General features: G+C 45.5%; 18 protein-coding genes. 8 read left to right on the top strand and 10 right to left on the bottom strand.

Annotation, left to right across the window (positions count from 1 at the left end):
• Positions 1-25: 25 nt before the first annotated feature.
• Positions 26-1,258 (top strand): YbfB/YjiJ family MFS transporter, encoded by a 1,233-nt coding sequence (locus tag ACZ5XY_RS00585; RefSeq protein WP_464741989.1) that lies wholly within the window; start codon positions 26-28, stop codon positions 1,256-1,258.
• On the opposite strand, the gene ACZ5XY_RS00580 is transcribed toward ACZ5XY_RS00585, so the two are convergent.
• Positions 1,255-1,737 carry an Lrp/AsnC family transcriptional regulator gene (locus ACZ5XY_RS00580; RefSeq protein ID WP_464741987.1) on the bottom strand — a complete coding sequence of 161 codons (483 nt, stop codon included), beginning with the start codon at positions 1,735-1,737 and terminating at the stop codon, positions 1,255-1,257. The two genes, ACZ5XY_RS00585 and ACZ5XY_RS00580, sit on opposite strands and share 4 nt — an antisense overlap.
• Positions 1,738-1,908: 171 nt before the next feature.
• Between ACZ5XY_RS00580 and leuA the strand changes: the two genes are divergently transcribed.
• Both leuA and ACZ5XY_RS00570 read left to right on the top strand, forming a co-directional pair.
• Entirely contained in the window at positions 1,909-3,678 is a 1,770-nt protein-coding gene (gene leuA, locus ACZ5XY_RS00575; RefSeq protein ID WP_464741985.1) for a 2-isopropylmalate synthase, read from the top strand.
• Positions 3,679-3,902: 224 nt separating this feature from the next.
• Positions 3,903-4,430, top strand: a complete 528-nt coding sequence (locus ACZ5XY_RS00570) for a hypothetical protein (protein WP_464741983.1) — start codon at positions 3,903-3,905, stop codon at positions 4,428-4,430.
• 85 nt (positions 4,431-4,515) lie between these two features.
• On the opposite strand, the gene accC is transcribed toward ACZ5XY_RS00570, so the two are convergent.
• From accC to ACZ5XY_RS00550, 4 genes are all read right to left on the bottom strand, one after another.
• Complete coding sequence (gene accC / locus ACZ5XY_RS00565) at positions 4,516-5,889, bottom strand: acetyl-CoA carboxylase biotin carboxylase subunit (protein ID WP_464741981.1); 1,374 nt, start codon at positions 5,887-5,889, stop codon at positions 4,516-4,518.
• Between the two features lie 99 nt (positions 5,890-5,988).
• Positions 5,989-6,423: an acetyl-CoA carboxylase biotin carboxyl carrier protein gene (gene accB / locus ACZ5XY_RS00560; RefSeq protein ID WP_464741979.1), complete on the bottom strand. Its 435-nt coding sequence runs from the start codon at positions 6,421-6,423 to the stop codon at positions 5,989-5,991.
• Positions 6,424-6,675: 252 nt separating this feature from the next.
• Positions 6,676-8,049 (bottom strand): MATE family efflux transporter, encoded by a 1,374-nt coding sequence (locus ACZ5XY_RS00555; protein WP_464741977.1) that lies wholly within the window; start codon positions 8,047-8,049, stop codon positions 6,676-6,678.
• Between the two features lie 206 nt (positions 8,050-8,255).
• Positions 8,256-8,741: an EVE domain-containing protein gene (locus ACZ5XY_RS00550; RefSeq protein ID WP_464741975.1), complete on the bottom strand. Its 486-nt coding sequence runs from the start codon at positions 8,739-8,741 to the stop codon at positions 8,256-8,258.
• A gap of 160 nt (positions 8,742-8,901) precedes the next feature.
• Here ACZ5XY_RS00550 and hemW point away from each other — a divergent pair, with 160 nt between their 5' ends.
• A complete protein-coding gene (gene hemW / locus ACZ5XY_RS00545) occupies positions 8,902-10,128 on the top strand; it encodes a radical SAM family heme chaperone HemW (RefSeq protein WP_464741973.1) in 1,227 nt (408 codons plus the stop codon).
• Positions 10,129-10,191: 63 nt separating this feature from the next.
• On the opposite strand, the gene ACZ5XY_RS00540 is transcribed toward hemW, so the two are convergent.
• Complete coding sequence (locus ACZ5XY_RS00540; RefSeq protein ID WP_169391581.1) at positions 10,192-10,332, bottom strand: entericidin A/B family lipoprotein; 141 nt, start codon at positions 10,330-10,332, stop codon at positions 10,192-10,194.
• A 279-nt stretch (positions 10,333-10,611) separates the two neighbouring features.
• Between ACZ5XY_RS00540 and ACZ5XY_RS00535 the strand changes: the two genes are divergently transcribed.
• Positions 10,612-11,151, top strand: coding sequence for a tRNA (cytidine(34)-2'-O)-methyltransferase (locus ACZ5XY_RS00535; RefSeq protein WP_464741971.1), 540 nt, complete (start codon positions 10,612-10,614; stop codon positions 11,149-11,151).
• Between the two features lie 20 nt (positions 11,152-11,171).
• On the opposite strand, the gene ACZ5XY_RS00530 is transcribed toward ACZ5XY_RS00535, so the two are convergent.
• From ACZ5XY_RS00530 to ACZ5XY_RS00515, 4 genes are read right to left on the bottom strand one after another with little or no spacing between them, the layout of a single operon-like run.
• Positions 11,172-11,495, bottom strand: coding sequence for a TusE/DsrC/DsvC family sulfur relay protein (locus ACZ5XY_RS00530; RefSeq protein WP_464741969.1), 324 nt, complete (start codon positions 11,493-11,495; stop codon positions 11,172-11,174).
• On the bottom strand, positions 11,492-11,821 hold the full coding sequence (locus ACZ5XY_RS00525) for a hypothetical protein (RefSeq protein WP_464741967.1): 330 nt from the start codon (positions 11,819-11,821) through the stop codon (positions 11,492-11,494). The genes ACZ5XY_RS00530 and ACZ5XY_RS00525 overlap by 4 nt, the downstream gene beginning before the upstream one ends.
• 47 nt (positions 11,822-11,868) lie before the next feature.
• Positions 11,869-12,192, bottom strand: coding sequence for a hypothetical protein (locus ACZ5XY_RS00520; protein WP_201532572.1), 324 nt, complete (start codon positions 12,190-12,192; stop codon positions 11,869-11,871).
• A gap of 38 nt (positions 12,193-12,230) precedes the next feature.
• A complete protein-coding gene (locus ACZ5XY_RS00515) occupies positions 12,231-12,674 on the bottom strand; it encodes a DsrE family protein (RefSeq protein WP_464741965.1) in 444 nt (147 codons plus the stop codon).
• A gap of 117 nt (positions 12,675-12,791) precedes the next feature.
• Here ACZ5XY_RS00515 and glnE point away from each other — a divergent pair, with 117 nt between their 5' ends.
• The 3 genes from glnE (at position 12,792) to ACZ5XY_RS00500 (ending at position 17,326) form a co-directional block, all read left to right on the top strand.
• Positions 12,792-15,653, top strand: a complete 2,862-nt coding sequence (glnE, locus tag ACZ5XY_RS00510; protein ID WP_464741963.1) for a bifunctional [glutamate--ammonia ligase]-adenylyl-L-tyrosine phosphorylase/[glutamate--ammonia-ligase] adenylyltransferase — start codon at positions 12,792-12,794, stop codon at positions 15,651-15,653.
• A gap of 163 nt (positions 15,654-15,816) precedes the next feature.
• Positions 15,817-16,746 (top strand): branched-chain amino acid transaminase, encoded by a 930-nt coding sequence (locus tag ACZ5XY_RS00505; protein WP_464741961.1) that lies wholly within the window; start codon positions 15,817-15,819, stop codon positions 16,744-16,746.
• A 298-nt stretch (positions 16,747-17,044) separates the two neighbouring features.
• Complete coding sequence (locus ACZ5XY_RS00500; protein ID WP_464741959.1) at positions 17,045-17,326, top strand: KGG domain-containing protein; 282 nt, start codon at positions 17,045-17,047, stop codon at positions 17,324-17,326.
• Positions 17,327-17,508: the final 182 nt, after the last annotated feature.

The raw sequence follows: 17,508 nt of genomic DNA, 5'->3' as shown, positions 1-17,508 counted from the left end.
CCGGTTTGCGATTGCCTAGAACGTTATGACGACCCCAACTTTTAGCCGTTTAAAAATTACTAATGAAGTTGCCATTGCCTTTATTGGCCTTTATGCCATGGCGGTGGTGATGGGGTTTGGGCGGTTTTTATTTACCGCAACCTTGCCTGACATTATCACTCAGCTTGAATTAAGCACCCAAACCGCAGGCGCGCTTGCGTCAGTCAATTATATCGGCTACTTTTTTGGGGCATTGATTGCCATGTTTGTGCCGCAGCGCTTGACGTGGCCGTCCTTAATATTTTGGGCGCTGATAAGCATTATCACCACAAGTTTACTTGCGACACCAAATTTGGCGTTGTGGGCTTGGTATTTGATTCGGGCGATTGCAGGGGTGGCAAGCGGCGTTGCCATGATTTTAAGCTCAAGCTTGGTGCTTGGCTATTTAAGTGCGCCGCGGCGCTCGGTGCTCTCAAGTATTCATTACGCCGGAATCGGCGCGGGGATTAGCGCCTCGGCGGTGCTGACTTGGACGCTATTGTCGCTTGAGTATCACTTTGATACGATTTGGCTTATGGCTAGCCTGATTAGCTTGCCGGTAATGCTACTGCTAATTGCCATTCGACCGCAAGTGTTGCCAAAAGCTACCACCAAATTATCTATTTATAATACCTACGTTAATTTTAAGCGCGCGCTGTTTGAGGCAATTTCCGGTCACGGCAAAATGGTCGCGCTGCTTTGCTTAAGCTATGCCTTAGAAGGCTTTGGCTATATTACCTCAGCGACGTTTTTACCGGTGATGGCAACCCACCGCTTACCGGAGCAAACCTCAGTAGGACTGATGATTTGGCTCATTGTTGGCATTTTTGCCATGCTGTCAAACCCGCTTTGGGGCGCGCTTGCCAAGCGAATTGGCGAAACCCAAACCCTCATTGGGCTAACGCTGTTGCAAGCAGTCGGCATGCTATTTCCCATCATTTTTCCGGCGACCTTTGGGCTTTACGGCAACGCGGTTATTTTAGGATTGACCTTTGCCGGCATTGTATCGATGACGCTGGTATTGATTAAAAATATCAATCCTTTATATTCCAATTTACTTATGGGCGTTGCCACCCTTGCTTATAGCGTTGGTCAATTTTTAGGACCTTTAATTACCGTTTGGCTTGCCGGCAACAGCGACAATTTTAATTTAGGGCTAATGGTTGCTGCTGCCTGTCTTGTTATTAGCTTACTACTGGTGATTTGGTTTTATCGGCAAACTAAACCCATAACTGCTTAAACCACGCTTCGGCTAAACACTTCTCGAAGCTCAAAGCTGGTATGAACTTGCGCCACGCCCTCGATACGGTTCAATCGATGCAGTAAAAATTCCTCATAATGCGCCATATCACGGACGCGGACTTTAATTAGATAATCCTCGGTTCGCCCCGTCACAATGCTACAGCTGACCACCTCATCAAAGCTTTGGATTTTTTGCTCAAATTGCGAAAAACGCTCGGCGGTGTGCCTGTCCATACTGATGGCGATAAAAACAGCTAATGGGTAGCCCAATTTTTCAGCATCCGTTTGCGTTTGATAACCGGTGATGATGCCGCTATCCTCCAAGCGTTTCAGCCGCCGCGCACAAGGCGTTGCGGATAAATTCACGCGCTCAGCAAGCTCGGTGATGCTCATTCGAGCGTCATTTTGCAGCAGCTTTAGTAAGCGCTTGTCGGTAGTATCAAGGTCAATATTGGCTTTGTTAAGGTTATTTGGCATAAAAATACATCTTAGTAGTGAAAAAAGCTATCTTTAATAGTTATTATAGGGGAAATAATTAAAATTATACTAAAAAATACGTTAAAAAGCTGATTTTCCCCTCAGCTTCTTTGCTATTATAATGACATTAAAGATGCTAACCTTTGTATTAAACCTCACTAAGGATTGATTATGTCGCAAGCTCAACCTGCCACGCAAAAAGTCACCCCAAAACACGCCGCTTTTGATTACCGCAAATACCGCCCGTTTGCCTTTGCGCCAAGCCTTACCGACCGCACTTGGCCAAGCAAAGTCATTGAAAAAGCACCAATTTGGGCAAGCGTTGACCTTCGTGATGGCAACCAAGCGCTGATTGACCCGATGACCATTGAGCAAAAAATGCGCTTTTTTAAAACGCTGGTTGATGTAGGATTTAAAGAAATCGAAATTGGCTTCCCCTCAGCGGCGCAGGTCGAGTTTGACTTTACCCGCAAATTGATTGAAGAAAATCACGTTCCAGAAGATGTGACCTTGCAAGTGTTGGTTCAAGCTCGCGAGCATTTAATCGCCCGAACCTTTGAATCCTTAAAAGGGGCTCGCCGCGCGATTGTCCACGTTTATAACTCAACCAGTAAGATTCAGCGTGAAAAGGTTTACGCGAAAAACCGTGATGAAATCAAAGACATTGCGATTACTGGAGCGAACTTATTAAAAGAATACGCGGCAAAATACCCTGAAACCGAGTGGATTTTTCAGTATTCACCAGAAAGCTTTAGCCAAACCGAAACCGATTATGCCGTTGAAGTTTGCGACGCGGTTTGTGACATTTGGCAGCCGCAAAATGGTCAAGGGGTGATTATTAACTTGCCGGCAACCGTTGAAGCCTCGATGCCAAACGTCTTTGCCGACCAAGTTGAGTATTTTTGTCGCCATTTAAAAAATCGTCAACACATCATCGTTAGCCTGCATACCCATAACGACCGCGGCTGCGCCATTGCCGCCGCTGAATTGGGTGTTCTTGCCGGCGCAGACCGCATTGAGGGCACGCTTTTGGGCAACGGCGAGCGCACCGGCAACATGGACGTTATGGTCATGGCGATGAACTTATTTAGCCAAGGCATCGACCCTGAGCTTGATTTTAGTAACATGAGCGAAATCGTGCAAGTGGTCAGCGAGTGCAACAACTTACCGCTGCATCCGCGCCACCCGTATGTCGGCGATTTGGTCTTTACCGCCTTTAGTGGCTCGCACCAAGATGCCATTAAAAAGTCGCTTGATTACAATGAAAAAAATAAAGCGGCGACCGAAAACCTTTGGGATGTGGCGTACTTACCGATTGACCCTGCCCACATTGGTCGCAGCTATCAAGACGTGGTTCGCATTAACAGCCAATCGGGCAAAGGCGGCGTGGCTTATATCTTGCAGCGCAACTATGGCTTTAATTTACCGCGCTGGATGCAAATTGACTTTAGCCAAGTCGTTCAGCAGCAAGCTGAAACCGCCGCTCGCGAGCTGCAAAACGATGAAATCTTAAAAACCTTTGAAGACACCTATTTACAGCAAGGTCAGTTTGAATTGCTCGATTATAGCGTGACCAACAAAGGCGGCGAGGTGAATTTTGATGGTCAAGTAAAAATGAATGAGGACACCATCAGCATTAACGGTACTGGAAACGGTCCATTGTCCTCGTTCATCGATGGTCTTGCCAAGCAAACCGGCAAAGCCATTCAGGTAGTCAACTATTCAGAGCATGCCATCAACCCGCAGCATAACAGCGGCAATGGCATCGATGATGACAACAACCGTGATAATAAAACCAATGCCAATGCCGCCGCTTATATTCAGCTAAATATCGACGGTGACATTTATTCAGGGATTGGCACTTGTAGCAGCACCGTTTCTGCCATGCTCAAAGGCGCCTTGTCCGCGCTTGCCCAAGCACCGCAATCAACCGCTGCTTAATCTGAATAAAACCTTGGTTAGAAACTTAACGTCATGGTGAGTCGTCATCATGGCGTTGTTGCGTTTAGGGATGTTTGCTAATAAGCAATACAGCCAATAGCGGCTTGACTCGTGATAGCATAATATTACTTGAGTTTTGCCGCTTAAAACTTTAGGCTAAGAGTCATCATTGATAAATTTAAAAAAACAAACAGTTTTCAATAAAAGTTATAAAAAGGCTGATTATGGAATCGCTCTCTTTAGCATCATTTACCCTCGCTTCTATTTTATCCTCTCTTCCTGCGGCAAATGTCCCGACCAGCCAAACGAACATCACCACCCACATTAGTCCTGCCATTGCCGGTCAATGGGAAGTGGATTTGGAAGACGCCCAAAAAAAGGCTCAAGATAAATTTGCAAAGCTTTCTAAAGACAATCAAGCTCAAGATTTAAAAGCACCGCCAAAAATCACTGCCAATAACCAATGCCGCGAGCTTTATAATTTTGCTCCTGACAATGAAGTTTGGACAGTCAGCGGTAAAGAATGGACGTATGGTCATTATTTAGTGACTCATCGTGATGAAGGTCTGCCCATCATTGCCATTAGAACGGTTTATGATAACAATGAAAAAGATTGTTCAGGAAGCCAAGTTGACCAATCAGGGGAAGCATTCGTGGCGTTTTTGCAGCATGAGGGTGATAAAATGCAGTGGTGTGCAGACGAGCAGGGGGCAGAGTGTTTTATGAGTTTTCACCGGATTTTACCAAGATGATTTGGTTTTATTTAACTTAGTTAATTAAAAAGTTTGCCAAAAAAACCACCTTTTTTAGGTGGTTTTTAATTTAAATAACTAACGACTAAACCGCTTCAGCTTTTTTTAGCTCTTCTTGCTTTTTCCGAAGCAGCTCATTTTCAAGATAATGAATGTTTTGCGCTTCATTGACAAAGTTATCATCCGCTAAAATAATATCGCGGTGTAGCGGAATGTTGGTATTAATACCAGCGATAATCAACTCATCAAGGGCGTGCAAGGTTTTTGCAATGGCTTGCCGGCGCGTCTGACCGTGGCAAATGAGCTTGCCAATCAAAGAGTCATAATAGGTGGGAATCACGTAATTTGGATACAGATGCGAATCAAAGCGAACGCCTGCACCACTTGGGCTATAAAGCTGAGTGACCTTGCCGGGCGAGGGTCTAAAGGTTACCGCATCTTCAGCGTTAATCCGGCACTCAATGGCATGACCTTGAATTTCAATCTCGCTTTGGTGATATGATAAGCCGTAACCTGACGCAATTTTAAGCTGTTCAACGACGATATCGATTCCGGTAATCATCTCGGTGACCGGATGCTCAACCTGAACGCGGGTGTTCATTTCAATAAAGAAAAACTCATCATTTTCAAATAAAAACTCAAACGTTCCGGCGCCGCGATATTTCACCAATTCACAAGCTCGAACGCAAGCTTGCAAGATGGGTTCACGGACATCGTCAGGAATGCCAGGAGCAGGGGCTTCTTCGAGTACCTTTTGATGGCGGCGCTGAAGTGAGCAGTCGCGGTCATATAAATGAATCGCGTTACCGTTACCATCGCCGAGCACCTGAACTTCAACGTGGCGCGGGTTTTGTAGGTAGCGCTCCATATAAACGGTATCGTCACCAAACCAAAGCTCGGCTTCTTGTTTTGCCGCTTGAACTTGACCAATCAGCTCATCAAAGCGCTCAACCACGCGCATGCCGCGACCGCCGCCACCGGCTGCCGCTTTAATCAATAGCGGAAAACCGATATTTTTGGCTTGTTCTTCAGCGTTATGTAAGTTCACTGTGCCAACAGAACCGGGAACAGTTGGAACGCCGGCTTTTTTCATCGCGTTAATGGCGGAGACCTTATTTCCCATCAAACGGATGTGGTCAGCGTTTGGGCCTACAAAGGTCAATCCTGCCTCTTCAACCTGCTCAGCAAATTCAGCATTTTCAGATAAAAAACCGTAGCCGGGGTGAATGGCGTCTGCGCCGGTAATCTCAGCGGCGGTTAAGATGGTGTTGATATTAAGATAGCTTTGGTTGGCGTTTGGGTTGCCAATACAAATGGCTTCATCCACAAAACGCAGATGCATGAGGTTTTCGTCAGCGGTGGAATAAACGCCGACCGTCTCAATGCCAAGCGCTTTACAGGCGCGGACAATGCGAAGGGCAATCTCGCCGCGGTTGGCGATGAGCAGTTTTTTTATCATGGGGTCATCCTTGGTAAGCGAAGCTAGAAAAATGAGGCGAAAATTAATTTCGCCTGAATTTCGTTTTCCGCATCAACATATAAAGTAAATCAACAAATATTAAGCTTTATAGCGAATGACCGGCTGACCAAACTGAACCACTTCGCCATTACTGACTAAAATTTCGTCAATGATACCGCTTTGGGTGGCTTCTAAATGGTTCATAATTTTCATGGCTTCGATGATGGCTAAAGTATCACCGGCTTGAACTTTTTGACCGACTTTAACAAAAGGAGGGTCATTTGGGCTTGGGGCGGCATAAAATACGCCAACCATTGGCGAAGTCTCAACGCTACCCGCTTTTGCACTTGATTTGGTCTCGGCTGCTGTTGGGGCAGCAACTGCCGCTGCTGTAGGCGCTGCCATAATCGCAGGAGCAGGGGCTTCATAATGGCGCGTTAAGCTGATATGCTCATCTTCTGAGCTGACTTCTAGATTGACCAGCTCGTTTTCTTCCATAAGTGCGATGAGGGTGCGGATTTTTTCGATATCCATAATGGTCTTAAGCCTTATTCTAAGAGTAAATAACGGTATAGCAAAATAGTGATGATGCGATTGCTAATCATACCTATATTAATAGCAATGAGCAATCGATGTACAGTTGTTAACTGGAAATTTTACACATTTTTGCACAATTTGGCATCACCATCGCAAGATTTTTGCTTTTTTTCATTTTCAGAAAAGTGTTTAACGACAGTGAAAGCTAAAAAAGCCACGAGTTTTCGCCGCTTTTTTAAAAAGGTATCCTTAAACCGATTTTTCCCAAGCAAGATTCAGGCGCTTTTGTTGATAGCGCAGCCGCAAAGTAAGCAAAATGGCAGCTAAAAATAATCCGGTGACCAGTGCCATCCAAAACCCTTGCGCGCCAACATCGGTAAAGCGTACCAAATAAATACCAAGCGGCAACGCCACTAACCAATAACAAAATAAGGTTAGCCACATCGGCACGGTGGTGTCCTGCATCCCGCGCAAAATTCCTGCAATGTTGACCTGCCAGCCATCAAAAAGCTGATAACCAAGCGCAAAAATAAGCAAGTACATGGCTTGGGCTTGAACTTCAGGGTTGTCGGTAAAGGCAGCCGCAAGCTGAGGCCTGAACAGCCAAACCCCAACCATACAAATAATGGCGATAACAATCGTCCAAATCAGCCCTGTTTTTTGGACATGGCGCAGCGCGGTAAGGTTTTTTTCACCAAAGCGGTTAGACACCATAATGGTCAGCGCCATTGCCACCGACATTGGCACCATAAATAGCTGCGAGGTCACCGCAAGTGCCACTTGATGCGAGGCAACAGCAAGCTCCCCAAGTGGGCTAATCACCAGTGAGGCAAGGCTAAACAGGCTCGCTTCAAAAAAAATAGAAACGCCAATCGGAATGCCAAGCTTTAATAATTTGCTGATTTGCTCGCGATTTGGGCGCGCAAAGCTGTAAAAAAAGCGGGTACTGGCAAATTGCTGCCGCTTTGAAAACGCCGTATAAGTGGCGAGCAATAACACGTTAATCCAAAGGGTCAATGCCGTTGCCACTCCGCAGCCTGCGCCGCCAAGCTCTGGCATACCATAAAGCCCGTGAATAAAAATATAGTTGAGTGGAATATTGGCAAGCAAGCCGATAATGCTAATGATGGTCACAGGCTCAGGTCGCCCAAGCGCCTCGCAATAGCTGCGAAGCACCGCATAAACGGCAATTGCCGGAAAACCAAAGGCAACGCCATGAAGGTACTGCGCCGCTTTGGGTTGGATATTTTCAGGAACGCCCATCAATCCCAAGACATTTGGCATGATATTGACAATCATAAATCCCAAAATGCCAATAACCGCGGCCGTCCAAAGCGACTGCTGAGTGATGTGCGGCACGTGGTCATGATTGTTTTGACCGACCGCTTCGCCAATTAAAGGCGTGGTGGCAATCAGCGTTCCGGTTGCCAGTAAAAATAGCGGCAGCCAAATCCCCGAACCAATGGACACCGCTGCCAAGTCAAGAGCAGATACGCGGCCTGCCATAATCGCATCAACTACCCCAAGCGCCGCTTGGCAAAATTGAGTGATTAAAATCGGCAACACCAAGACGCCTAAGCGCAAGCTATAGCCTTTAAAATTTGTAAACGTAAACCCAGTCATAATCGTGACAACTTAAAGTAAGTCAGTGATGCGTTTAAAATTAGCTCATTACCAAAATTTTAAACGCCAAAAACAAAATAACCTGTCCGCTCAATGATGAATCAGACAGGTTATCAACGTTATGATGGTAATGAAGTCAGCAAAGCATGTCAATATTTTGACCAGCCAAGTCACTATCAAGTGTTATTATCAAGCGCTATCAAACGCTATCTGTCGTTTTCTAACACGCCCAAATCTTCGGCAAGGTTCAAAATCGCATTCCAGTGCATGGCAGTTAACGGCATCACCGTCAACTGCTCGCAGCCTTTGCGTAGCAGTAACGAATCCTCAAGCTCCGGCAGGGTTTTTAAATCCTCAAGCGGAACAACGTCCCGAAACGCCTTTTCAAACTCAACCTCAATCATAAACCAGCGCGGCTTATCCTCAGTGGCTTTGGGGTCGTAATGGCGGTGCTCAGGGTGAAACTGCGTCGGGTCGGGGTAACCTTCGCGGCTCACCGTCATAATGCCGGCAACCCCTGAAGGCTTGGCGCTTGAATGATAAAACATCACTTTATCGCCAACTTTCATCTCATCGCGCATAAAATTGCGGGCGCGGTAATTGCGAACGCCATCCCACATGTCCGTTCCCATATGTTGTAAGTCATTAATACTAAAGCATTTTGGGTTAGATTTTATCAGCCAATAATTCACGCCAACTCCTGTTATTTATTGCCAAGCGATTTTGCTAATTCGTTTTGTTAATTCTTTTTACAACCATCCTACTTTTATGAGTGCGCCGCTTTTAATTTAAAGGCAAACTCGTTATCCTAGCGCTAATTTTTTATGATTAAATAAAGCTGTTCATCTAACTATGACTGATTTTGACCTAAGCGCTGCGCAAACTTTTTTGTTCAATGATAAAGAAAACTCATCGAACCTTGATATTGCCAGCATTCCGCTTGCGCTTTATATTCATATTCCATGGTGTGTTAAAAAATGCCCATATTGCGATTTTAACTCGCATGAAATGCCCAATAATATGAGCGCTAATATGTTTGATAACTACGTCGATGCGCTGCTTTTGGATGCCAAATCGCAGCAGCCTTTGACGCAAAACCGGCAAATAACGTCCATTTTTATTGGCGGCGGCACGCCCTCATTACTGCCTATCGCGCAATATCAGCGTTTGTTTTTAGGGTTGCAAGCGTGCTTTGACTTGAGCCCTGACATTGAAGTCACCATGGAAGCCAACCCCGGAACGCTTGAGCACGCGCCATTTAGCGAGTATTTGGACGTTGGTATCAACCGCTTATCCATTGGGGTTCAAAGTTTTGATGATAACAAATTAAGTGATTTAGGGCGTATTCATCAGGCTAATCATGCCCTCTCCGCCATAAAAGCGGCTCGGAAAGCTGGATTTCGTCGCGTCAACGTCGATTTGATGCATGGCTTGCCAAACCAAAGTGCAACTCAAGCCCTTTTTGACATCCAAACCGCGCATGATGCTGGCGCAACCCATTTGTCATGGTATCAGCTGACCGTCGAGCCAAACACCGTATTTTACCGCAATCAGCCGATTTTGCCGGATGAGGACGAGCTTGCAGACATTGAAGATTTAGGTCGTAACCGCCTTTTAAGTTTGGGCTACCAAAATTATGAAGTTTCGGCTTGGGCAGGTCGCGATGATAAACCTTGTTGTCACAATATCAACTATTGGCAATTTGGCGACTATTTGGCGATTGGCGCAGGCGCTCATGGTAAAATCAGCACCCCAAGCGGCATTTACCGATTTAGCAAATCAAGGCTTCCTAAAGATTATGTCAGCTTTACTAAAACCGGCAGCGCGCCAAAAATGGTCGGTTTTGAAGCTATTGCTCAAGAGGAGCTGGCAAGCGAGTTTATGCTTAATGTGTTACGGCTTGATAGCGGGACGCTGTGGTCGATGTTTAGCGCCCGAACGGGGCTGAGTTTTGGCAGTATTTCTAACATTGTTGAGCGTTTGGTGGCTAAAGGTTTGATTATCCCTGACCCAACCATGCTAAAAACAACTGAACTTGGGGCAAGATACTTAAATCAGATTTTACGCGAGTTTTTATAGCGCACAAAAAAAGACTTACCAACTTGGCAAGTCTTTTATCAAATTTAACAAAAATTGCTAAATTTAGATTTTGTTCTGAACTTCTTGAGCCGTTCCAGTTACTGCTTGACCAGCGCTTGAAACGTCTTTGCCAAGACCTTTAAACGTGTTACAACCGGTCAATACAAACATAGCGGCTAATGATGCAATGATGACTTTTTTCATAGTAAAACCCTCAAAAAAGTGGAGTCAATAATGGAAGTTGAAATAAACGGCAATTTGAGACGATAAAAACATTAAAAGAGCGTCAAAATTTTGCATGGCTTTTAGTGGTGTTGCTTTTATTCGACCTGTTATCTTTATGAGCCGTTACAGACATCATAGTGAAAGTTAAAAACGCCTCCTAGTATCAAAATGTAATTATTGCTCAAAAACTGTAACTTTTGATAACTTTAAGCAAAAAACGCTTTCACCGTTACCATAAAACTTAAGGAGTCACCGCTTATGAGCATTCATCTTGTCCTTGTTGCGCCAAAAATGCCAAGCAACTCAGGAAATATCATCAGGCTTTGCGCCAACACTGGTGCGGTATTGCATTTGGTCAAACCGCTGGGCTTTGATTTGGACGACAAAAAACTGCGGCGGGCAGGGCTTGATTATCATGAGTTTGCTGATTTGCAAATTCACGAGGATTGGGTCGCGGCAAAACAAGCGCTGCAAGCCACTGGCTGCCAAACGATTGTTGCACTGACTACTAAACAAAGCTTGCCATTTTATGAGTTTGATTTTAAAGGTCAAGATGAAAGCCGTGCCAATATCGCGTTGGTGTTTGGCTCTGAAACGGCGGGTCTTGCTGATGACATTCGAGCGGATATTGGCGCGAAAAATTGGCTGAGGTTGCCGATGCTGCCGGAGTCTCGAAGCTTAAATTTGTCCAATAGCGTGGCGATTTGCTTATATGAAGTTTGGCGGCAGCAAGGCTTTGTTGGCGATGAGGGTCGCAGCACTGGCTATGAGGTATTGACGCCTTACGACCCAAAATAGCTTGCAATAAAAAAAGCGCCCTATAAACAGTTTGGCGGTTTTGGCAGCCCTGCCAAGCGGTTCACGTGACGGGCAACCAAACCGGTGTTAAATAATTGCTGCAACTTTTGATTGCTGATATTGGCATCCGGCATGGTTTGCAAAAGCCATTTAATCAGTGGGCGCGTGGCAGGCGGGTGATGAAATTTAACAAAAAACGCGCGGACTTGTTGCAAGATTGCCAAATGCTCATCGGTCAGGGTAATTTCTAAATTATCTGCAAGGTTTTGGGCAACTGCTGGCGACCAAAGCGTGTGGTCACGTAAATGACCGTCGCTGTCGAGTTCAATAGTTAACGCACTCATAAAGCAATGGTCACCACTTTATCAATGTCGGTGTTTTTCGTACAAAGTGAAACCCAATCGCTATCGGTCAATAGCGCGGTAAATCTTGCAATATCGATTTGGCTTTTGATGGCTTCAGGAAGCGCGTCGATGTCATCTTTTAGCGCATAAATGGCGCTCACGCCGCGAATATCAACGTCCGATAAATACTCGCCAAACCAATCGATAAAGGTAGCCGTATCGCCAAGCAATAAAATGTGGTCGCCGTCTTGCCAAGTTGCTTTCATCTCAATAACGTGGCGTCTGAGCGTGTCCATTGGGCTGTAAATTTGGTATAACGTCGCCATGATTGTCCTAAGCTTTGATTTTGATTTTTAATGAAAATATTAAGCGGTTAAAACGTTAAAATTTGCGAAAAGTCGTTGCCATTGATGACTTCAGGCTCAAGGGTCAATTGCGCCGCCAAATCTTGCGGAAGCATCCCCAAAACCCAACCGCTAAACACGTCCGCCGGCAGCCAAGCTTTGGGCATATCGTACAGCTCAAGCGACTGAACCATGCCAAAAAGCCGTGATTTTGGATTCATCAAAATGTTAAAAACGGCAGCATCAAGATACAGTTGAACCGGATGACCAAAGGTGGCAAGCGTCATCGCAAGCGCGCAGCCCTCATAGCTTGCAAGCTCAGTTGGGGTTCGCAGTTTGATTAAAATGCTCATCGTCATCCTTATTAAAAAATCCTTAGTAAATTGGCAGATTAAAACTGAAGCAAGCGGCGCGAGCTCATTAAGGTGGCAAGCTCGCCAAGACCGACCAAGCTAAAACCCGCTGCCAAATTATCACCGATTAACTCATGGCGGCGGCTGTTATCGCTATCGCTAATGCCGCGGCTAAGCGCGGTACTGACGCAAACGGGAAGTTCAAGGTGGTACTCTTCAACAAGAGATTGCCAAAGCTTGGTCATGTCAGTTATTTCTGCCGATTGCCAACGCAAGCGATTTGCCGTTTGCGCTGCATTGCCATAAAAAAAGACGGCAAGCTTAGCATCATTTTCGTTAGCCGTGTCTTGACTGCTACCTTCTTCATTGTCGTTTTTTTGGCTGATATGGCTTTCAAGATACGCTTTGGCAAAACGAAATGCCATCATTGCTAGCGGATGGCTTGGGTCATGGGTGATAAGCAGCAGCGGGGCGGTGGTCATAATCAAACCTAAATCCATAAAATCAGCTTATCATAGCATCAATGGCGATTACCGAAAAGCGCGCGGCTCATGATATAGTGATTTGCATCAAACAAACCCAACGTTTGGAAAAACTGAATGGAAAATAACAAAATTACAAATACCCAAGCCTTAACGCTCGGCGGTCAGCCAAGTGAGCACGAAATCAACGTCCTTTATACCGCCAGTGAATTTGCGCAACAGATTTGGGAATCAAAAACGGTATCTTGCCAGACATTTTTACGCAGTTATCCGCTAAGTCAAACGTTAACGCGTCAGCAAATTGATGATTTAATTCAAGATTATACCTTAGATGACAATTATCAGCAGCTAGATGAATCAGGGGTCATGAAAGGGCTTCGGCAGTTGCGAAAGCTTCTCATGATGCGCTGGATTTGGCAGGATGCGCTTGGCAATATCAGCCTTGAGCAGTTAACCGATGAGCTGTCCGACTTTGCGGATGGCTGCGTTATTTTTGCAAAAACTTATACCTATCAGGCGCTCGTTAAGCAGTACGGCAAGCCTTATTTTATTAACGATAAAGGCAAGCGCGTTCTTGATGAGCTTGCCGTCATTGCCATGGGAAAGCTTGGCGCTCATGAGCTCAATTTATCCAGCGATATTGATTTAATTTTGGTTCATCAAGGTCGCGGTGACACTGATGGTGATAAAGCGTTTGGCACAAGAAGTATTGATAACAAACGTTTTATGACCCGTTGGGGTCAAGGGATTATTAAGCTGCTTGATAGTTGTACCGCGGATGGCTTTGTATTTCGGGTGGATATGCGCCTCAGACCTTGGGGTGAGGGCAGTGATTTAGCAATTCATCTGGCAGCGCTGCAAAAATACTTTTGCAATCATGGTCGAGCTTGGGAGCGTTTTGCTTGGCTTAAAGCTCGCGTGGTCGGTCAAGTTGAGCCGAAATTTTGTGAGGAATTACAAGCACTGATTAAGCCGTTTGTGTTTCGTTATTATGTGGATTACAGCGCGTTTTCTGCGCTTCGTGAGATGAAATCTTTAATTCAAAACCAAGTGCTTCAGCGTGAGGACTTGGATAATATCAAGCTTGGCGCCGGCGGTATTCGCGATATTGAGTTTATCGTTCAGGCATTTCAGCTGATTTATGGCGGTCGGCATCCGCAGCTGCAAGTCAAAGCTTGCCTTGAAGCGATGGCGGCGCTTAATGAGCTTGATTATTTAGATACTGCAACGTTTAAGCAGCTTGCCGCCGCTTATCGGTTTTTACGGCGGCTTGAGCACGCCATTCAAGCAATTAACGACCAACAATCACAGCGCTTGCCGCAAGATGATAAATGGCAGCATAATTTAGCCATCACGCTTGGCTTTGAGAACTGGCAGGCGCTGCTGAACCGACTTGATGAGCATCGCCACAACGTCAGCGTGCCATTTAATAAAATGGTCACCGAACGCAAGCTTCCTGATGATGAAATGGTCAGTTTGAACGATAAAAAGGAGCAGCCCGAGAAGCTTAATGATATTTTAACGCAAGATAACCGCGAGCGTCTTGAGCAGTTTTTACAATCAAAAATGGTAAAAAGCTTAAGCAGCGAGGCAAAATCGCGCCTTGATGCCGCATATCCGGTGATTGTTCACGCGCTGTTATCCCAGCCTGAGCCTAGTTTGGTCAATACCGCGCTGCCAAGGCTGATTAACTTGTTGGAAGCCATTTGTCGCCGCTCGATTTATTTGGTGATGATTGCTGAAAACCCCAACGCCACCAAAGCGCTGATTCCGATGCTTTCAGCAAGCCCTTGGATTGCCAATGAGCTGGCGCGCTATCCGGTGCTGCTTGATACCTTTTTGCAGCAGCGCTATCGGCATCTGCCAGATAAGATTGAACTTCGCAACATTTTACGCCAACAATTGCTTCGGGTTGAGCCAAATGATGAAGAAGAATTACTCAGCGTGTTGCGGTTGTTTAAAAAAAATCAAGTTTTAGCGGTTGCTGCAAGTGACGTTCTTGCCGAGCGACCGATTATGAAAGTGTCGGATTCCTTAACTTATATTGCTGAGGTCGTCCTTGAGGCTACTCTTGAGCGCGCCTTTAGCGAATTGGTTAAGCGTTACGGCTATCCGATTGGTCAAGACGGCGACCCAGTTACCGAAGCGGATTGCGGATTTGCCATTATCGGTTATGGTAAGCTTGGCGGTCTTGAAATGTCGTACTCGTCCGATTTGGACTTGGTATTTTTGCACAAAATCAAAGAGCAAGGCTTGACCACAGGAGAAACCTCAGTTAGCGGAATGAAGTTTGCCGCCCGCCTTGCCCAAAAACTGATGACCTATTTGAACACCCAAACCCGTGACGGCCGCGCTTATGAAGTTGATATGCGTCTTAGACCATCAGGAAACGCCGGAATGATGGTGGTGTCTTGCCATGCGTTTGAAACCTATCAATTAGAAAAAGCATGGTCTTGGGAGCATCAAGCCTTGGTTCGCGCCCGCGCCATTTGCGGTGACAGACGGGTGACCGCGCGCTTTTGTGACATTCGCCGCCGCGTTCTTGCGCTGCCAAGAACGCTTGATGACGTCCGCAGTAACGTCACCCACATGCGCCTTAAAATGCAAACGCATTTAGGAACGCCGATAACCGCGCAAGTTGCCGGCAAGTTTCAGCTAAAACAGGACGCTGGCGGCATCGTTGATATTGAATTTTTAGCGCAATTTGCCGTGCTGGCTTACAGCCATGAACATTTAAGCTTGACCAAATGGAGCGATAACGTTCGCATTTTTGAGGAAGTGGCGCTGCTTAATATTTGGTCGAAACAGGTTTGCCAAGACTTAACCGATGCTTATTTACGGCTTCGCGCCGCCATTCATCAGCTGGCGCTCTCCGAGCAGTCGCTGTTGGTTGATGAAGCAAACTGGGCGGAAACCCGAGCGCTCGTTCAAGACCAATGGCAGCACTTGATGGGTGTTTGCAGCATGAATAATCCGTAAAAATTTAACATGGATATTTGAATCACTTTTTTGCATAAATAAAAGCCTTATGCCTTAAAACTAAAAGAATGCAATTTTTTGAAAACTCAGTGCTATAATCAACCCACGAATTGAGCCTAAGCTCAATCGCAATCTATCGTAATGCTTAAATAAGGACAACACCATGAACATGGCAACTCAACAAGGCAAGCTTTGGATGAATGGCGACATCATCGACCAGCCCGACGCCAAAATCCACGTTTTAACCCACAGCTTGCACTATGGCATGGCGGTGTTTGAAGGCGTTCGCGCGTATCAAACGGCGGATAACCGAACTGCCATTTTTCGCTTAAAAGAGCACACTGAGCGCCTTTTGGGATCTGCCAAGATTTTTCAAATGGACGTGCCTTTTAACGCCGAAGAGCTTGAAGACGCGCAAAAAGAAATCGTGAAACAAAATGGTCTTGCCGAAGCTTATATCCGTCCGCTTATTTGGGTTGGCGCTGAAAAGCTTGGTTTATCGTCACGTGGCAACAGCATCAACGCCATGGTTGCCGCTTGGCATTGGGGCGCGTACCTTGGCGAAGAGGGCATCAAAAACGGCATCCGCGTTAAAACCTCGTCTTATACTCACCACTTGCCCAACGTCACCATGTGTAAAGCCAAAGCGTCAAGCAACTATCCAGTATCCATCATGGCAAACCAAGAAGTCACCCGCCACGGTTATGATGAAGCCATCTTGATGGACCCACAAGGCTACGTTTGCCAAGGCTCTGGTGAAAACTTATTTTTGGTAAAAAATGGCGAATTGCACACCCCAGATTTGGCAGGCGGCGCGCTTGATGGCATCACCCGCCGAACCATCATCGAATTTGCCAATGATTTGGGCATTAAAGTCGTTGAGCGCCGAATCACCCGCGATGAGTTTTACTTGGCTGATGAAATTTTTATGACTGGAACGGCTGCTGAAGTTACCCCAATCCGCGAATATGATGACCGCGTGATTGGCAATGGTGGTCGCGGCGAGCTGACCGAGCAGCTGCAAAGCCTTTATTTTGACGTGGTTCATGGTCGCAATGACAAATATATGCATTGGCTCAGCTTTATTGACTAAATTGACTGCGCGTTATCACACTGTTTGATATAGCTAAAAAAGCCAAGCATTGTCTTGGCTTCTTTAGTTGCTGAACATAGTTATACTTTTCGATATTAGTTTACCTTTAAGGGGTATAAAATAACCTGAAAGCCTCATAACTTACTGATTACTCATGTTTTTTTACTTACAATTACCTAAATCTGCATTAGTATGAGAATCGTTGTTAATTAGCTTTGAAACTGATTCTTATTAACAACGTGATATATCTAAATAAACTTATGATGGAACAATCAAAATAAACTAAGGTAGGTATAACATGACTAATCAATCAAATAACAACCAAGGCGGCAACCACGGTAACAACCAAGGTGGTAATCACGGTGGTGGTAACTCAAATAATCAAGGCGGCAACCACGGCGATACCTCAAACCGCGGTTTTGCAAGCATGGATCCAGACAAACAGCGCGAAATCGCAAGCGAAGGCGGTAAAGCGGCTCATGAAAAAGGCACGGCTCATGAGTTCACCTCAGAAGAGGCGAGAGAAGCGGGTCGCCAAAGCCACAAAAATGACAACAACAACAATAATAACAACAGCTAAAATTTGAACCCCAGCAAAAATAATTGGACGCAATTGTTTTTTGCTTAAAAAGTATATCTAAAAGACGACCATAAGATAATTGTGGTCGTTTTTTAATTGTTTATTTAAATGACGTTTTTAACTGCAATAAATAAAAGATAAAGATCATTACCTATTGAAACGCAGCATATACAGACAGCTTT

The sequence above is a fragment of the Psychrobacter sp. GTC18467 genome (assembly GCF_055397455.1).
This window is presented reverse-complemented; position numbering and strand designations above follow the sequence as displayed.

Bases quoted from the DNA above. Each gene is read 5' to 3' on its own strand.
- leuA (WP_464741985.1), top strand. From the start codon at position 1,909: ATGTCGCAAGCTCAACCTGCCACGCAAAAAGTCACCCCAAAACACGCC.
- ACZ5XY_RS00555 (WP_464741977.1), bottom strand. From the start codon at position 8,049: ATGACTGGGTTTACGTTTACAAATTTTAAAGGCTATAGCTTGCGCTTA.
- ACZ5XY_RS00520 (WP_201532572.1), bottom strand. From the start codon at position 12,192: ATGAGCATTTTAATCAAACTGCGAACCCCAACTGAGCTTGCAAGCTAT.
- ACZ5XY_RS00540 (WP_169391581.1), bottom strand. From the start codon at position 10,332: ATGAAAAAAGTCATCATTGCATCATTAGCCGCTATGTTTGTATTGACC.
- ACZ5XY_RS00505 (WP_464741961.1), top strand. From the start codon at position 15,817: ATGAACATGGCAACTCAACAAGGCAAGCTTTGGATGAATGGCGACATC.
- ACZ5XY_RS00525 (WP_464741967.1), bottom strand. From the start codon at position 11,821: ATGGCGACGTTATACCAAATTTACAGCCCAATGGACACGCTCAGACGC.
- glnE (WP_464741963.1), top strand. From the start codon at position 12,792: ATGGAAAATAACAAAATTACAAATACCCAAGCCTTAACGCTCGGCGGT.
- ACZ5XY_RS00535 (WP_464741971.1), top strand. From the start codon at position 10,612: ATGAGCATTCATCTTGTCCTTGTTGCGCCAAAAATGCCAAGCAACTCA.
- ACZ5XY_RS00580 (WP_464741987.1), bottom strand. From the start codon at position 1,737: ATGCCAAATAACCTTAACAAAGCCAATATTGACCTTGATACTACCGAC.
- accB (WP_464741979.1), bottom strand. From the start codon at position 6,423: ATGGATATCGAAAAAATCCGCACCCTCATCGCACTTATGGAAGAAAAC.
- ACZ5XY_RS00515 (WP_464741965.1), bottom strand. From the start codon at position 12,674: ATGACCACCGCCCCGCTGCTGCTTATCACCCATGACCCAAGCCATCCG.
- hemW (WP_464741973.1), top strand. From the start codon at position 8,902: ATGACTGATTTTGACCTAAGCGCTGCGCAAACTTTTTTGTTCAATGAT.
- ACZ5XY_RS00570 (WP_464741983.1), top strand. From the start codon at position 3,903: ATGGAATCGCTCTCTTTAGCATCATTTACCCTCGCTTCTATTTTATCC.
- accC (WP_464741981.1), bottom strand. From the start codon at position 5,889: ATGATAAAAAAACTGCTCATCGCCAACCGCGGCGAGATTGCCCTTCGC.
- ACZ5XY_RS00500 (WP_464741959.1), top strand. From the start codon at position 17,045: ATGACTAATCAATCAAATAACAACCAAGGCGGCAACCACGGTAACAAC.
- ACZ5XY_RS00585 (WP_464741989.1), top strand. From the start codon at position 26: ATGACGACCCCAACTTTTAGCCGTTTAAAAATTACTAATGAAGTTGCC.
- ACZ5XY_RS00530 (WP_464741969.1), bottom strand. From the start codon at position 11,495: ATGAGTGCGTTAACTATTGAACTCGACAGCGACGGTCATTTACGTGAC.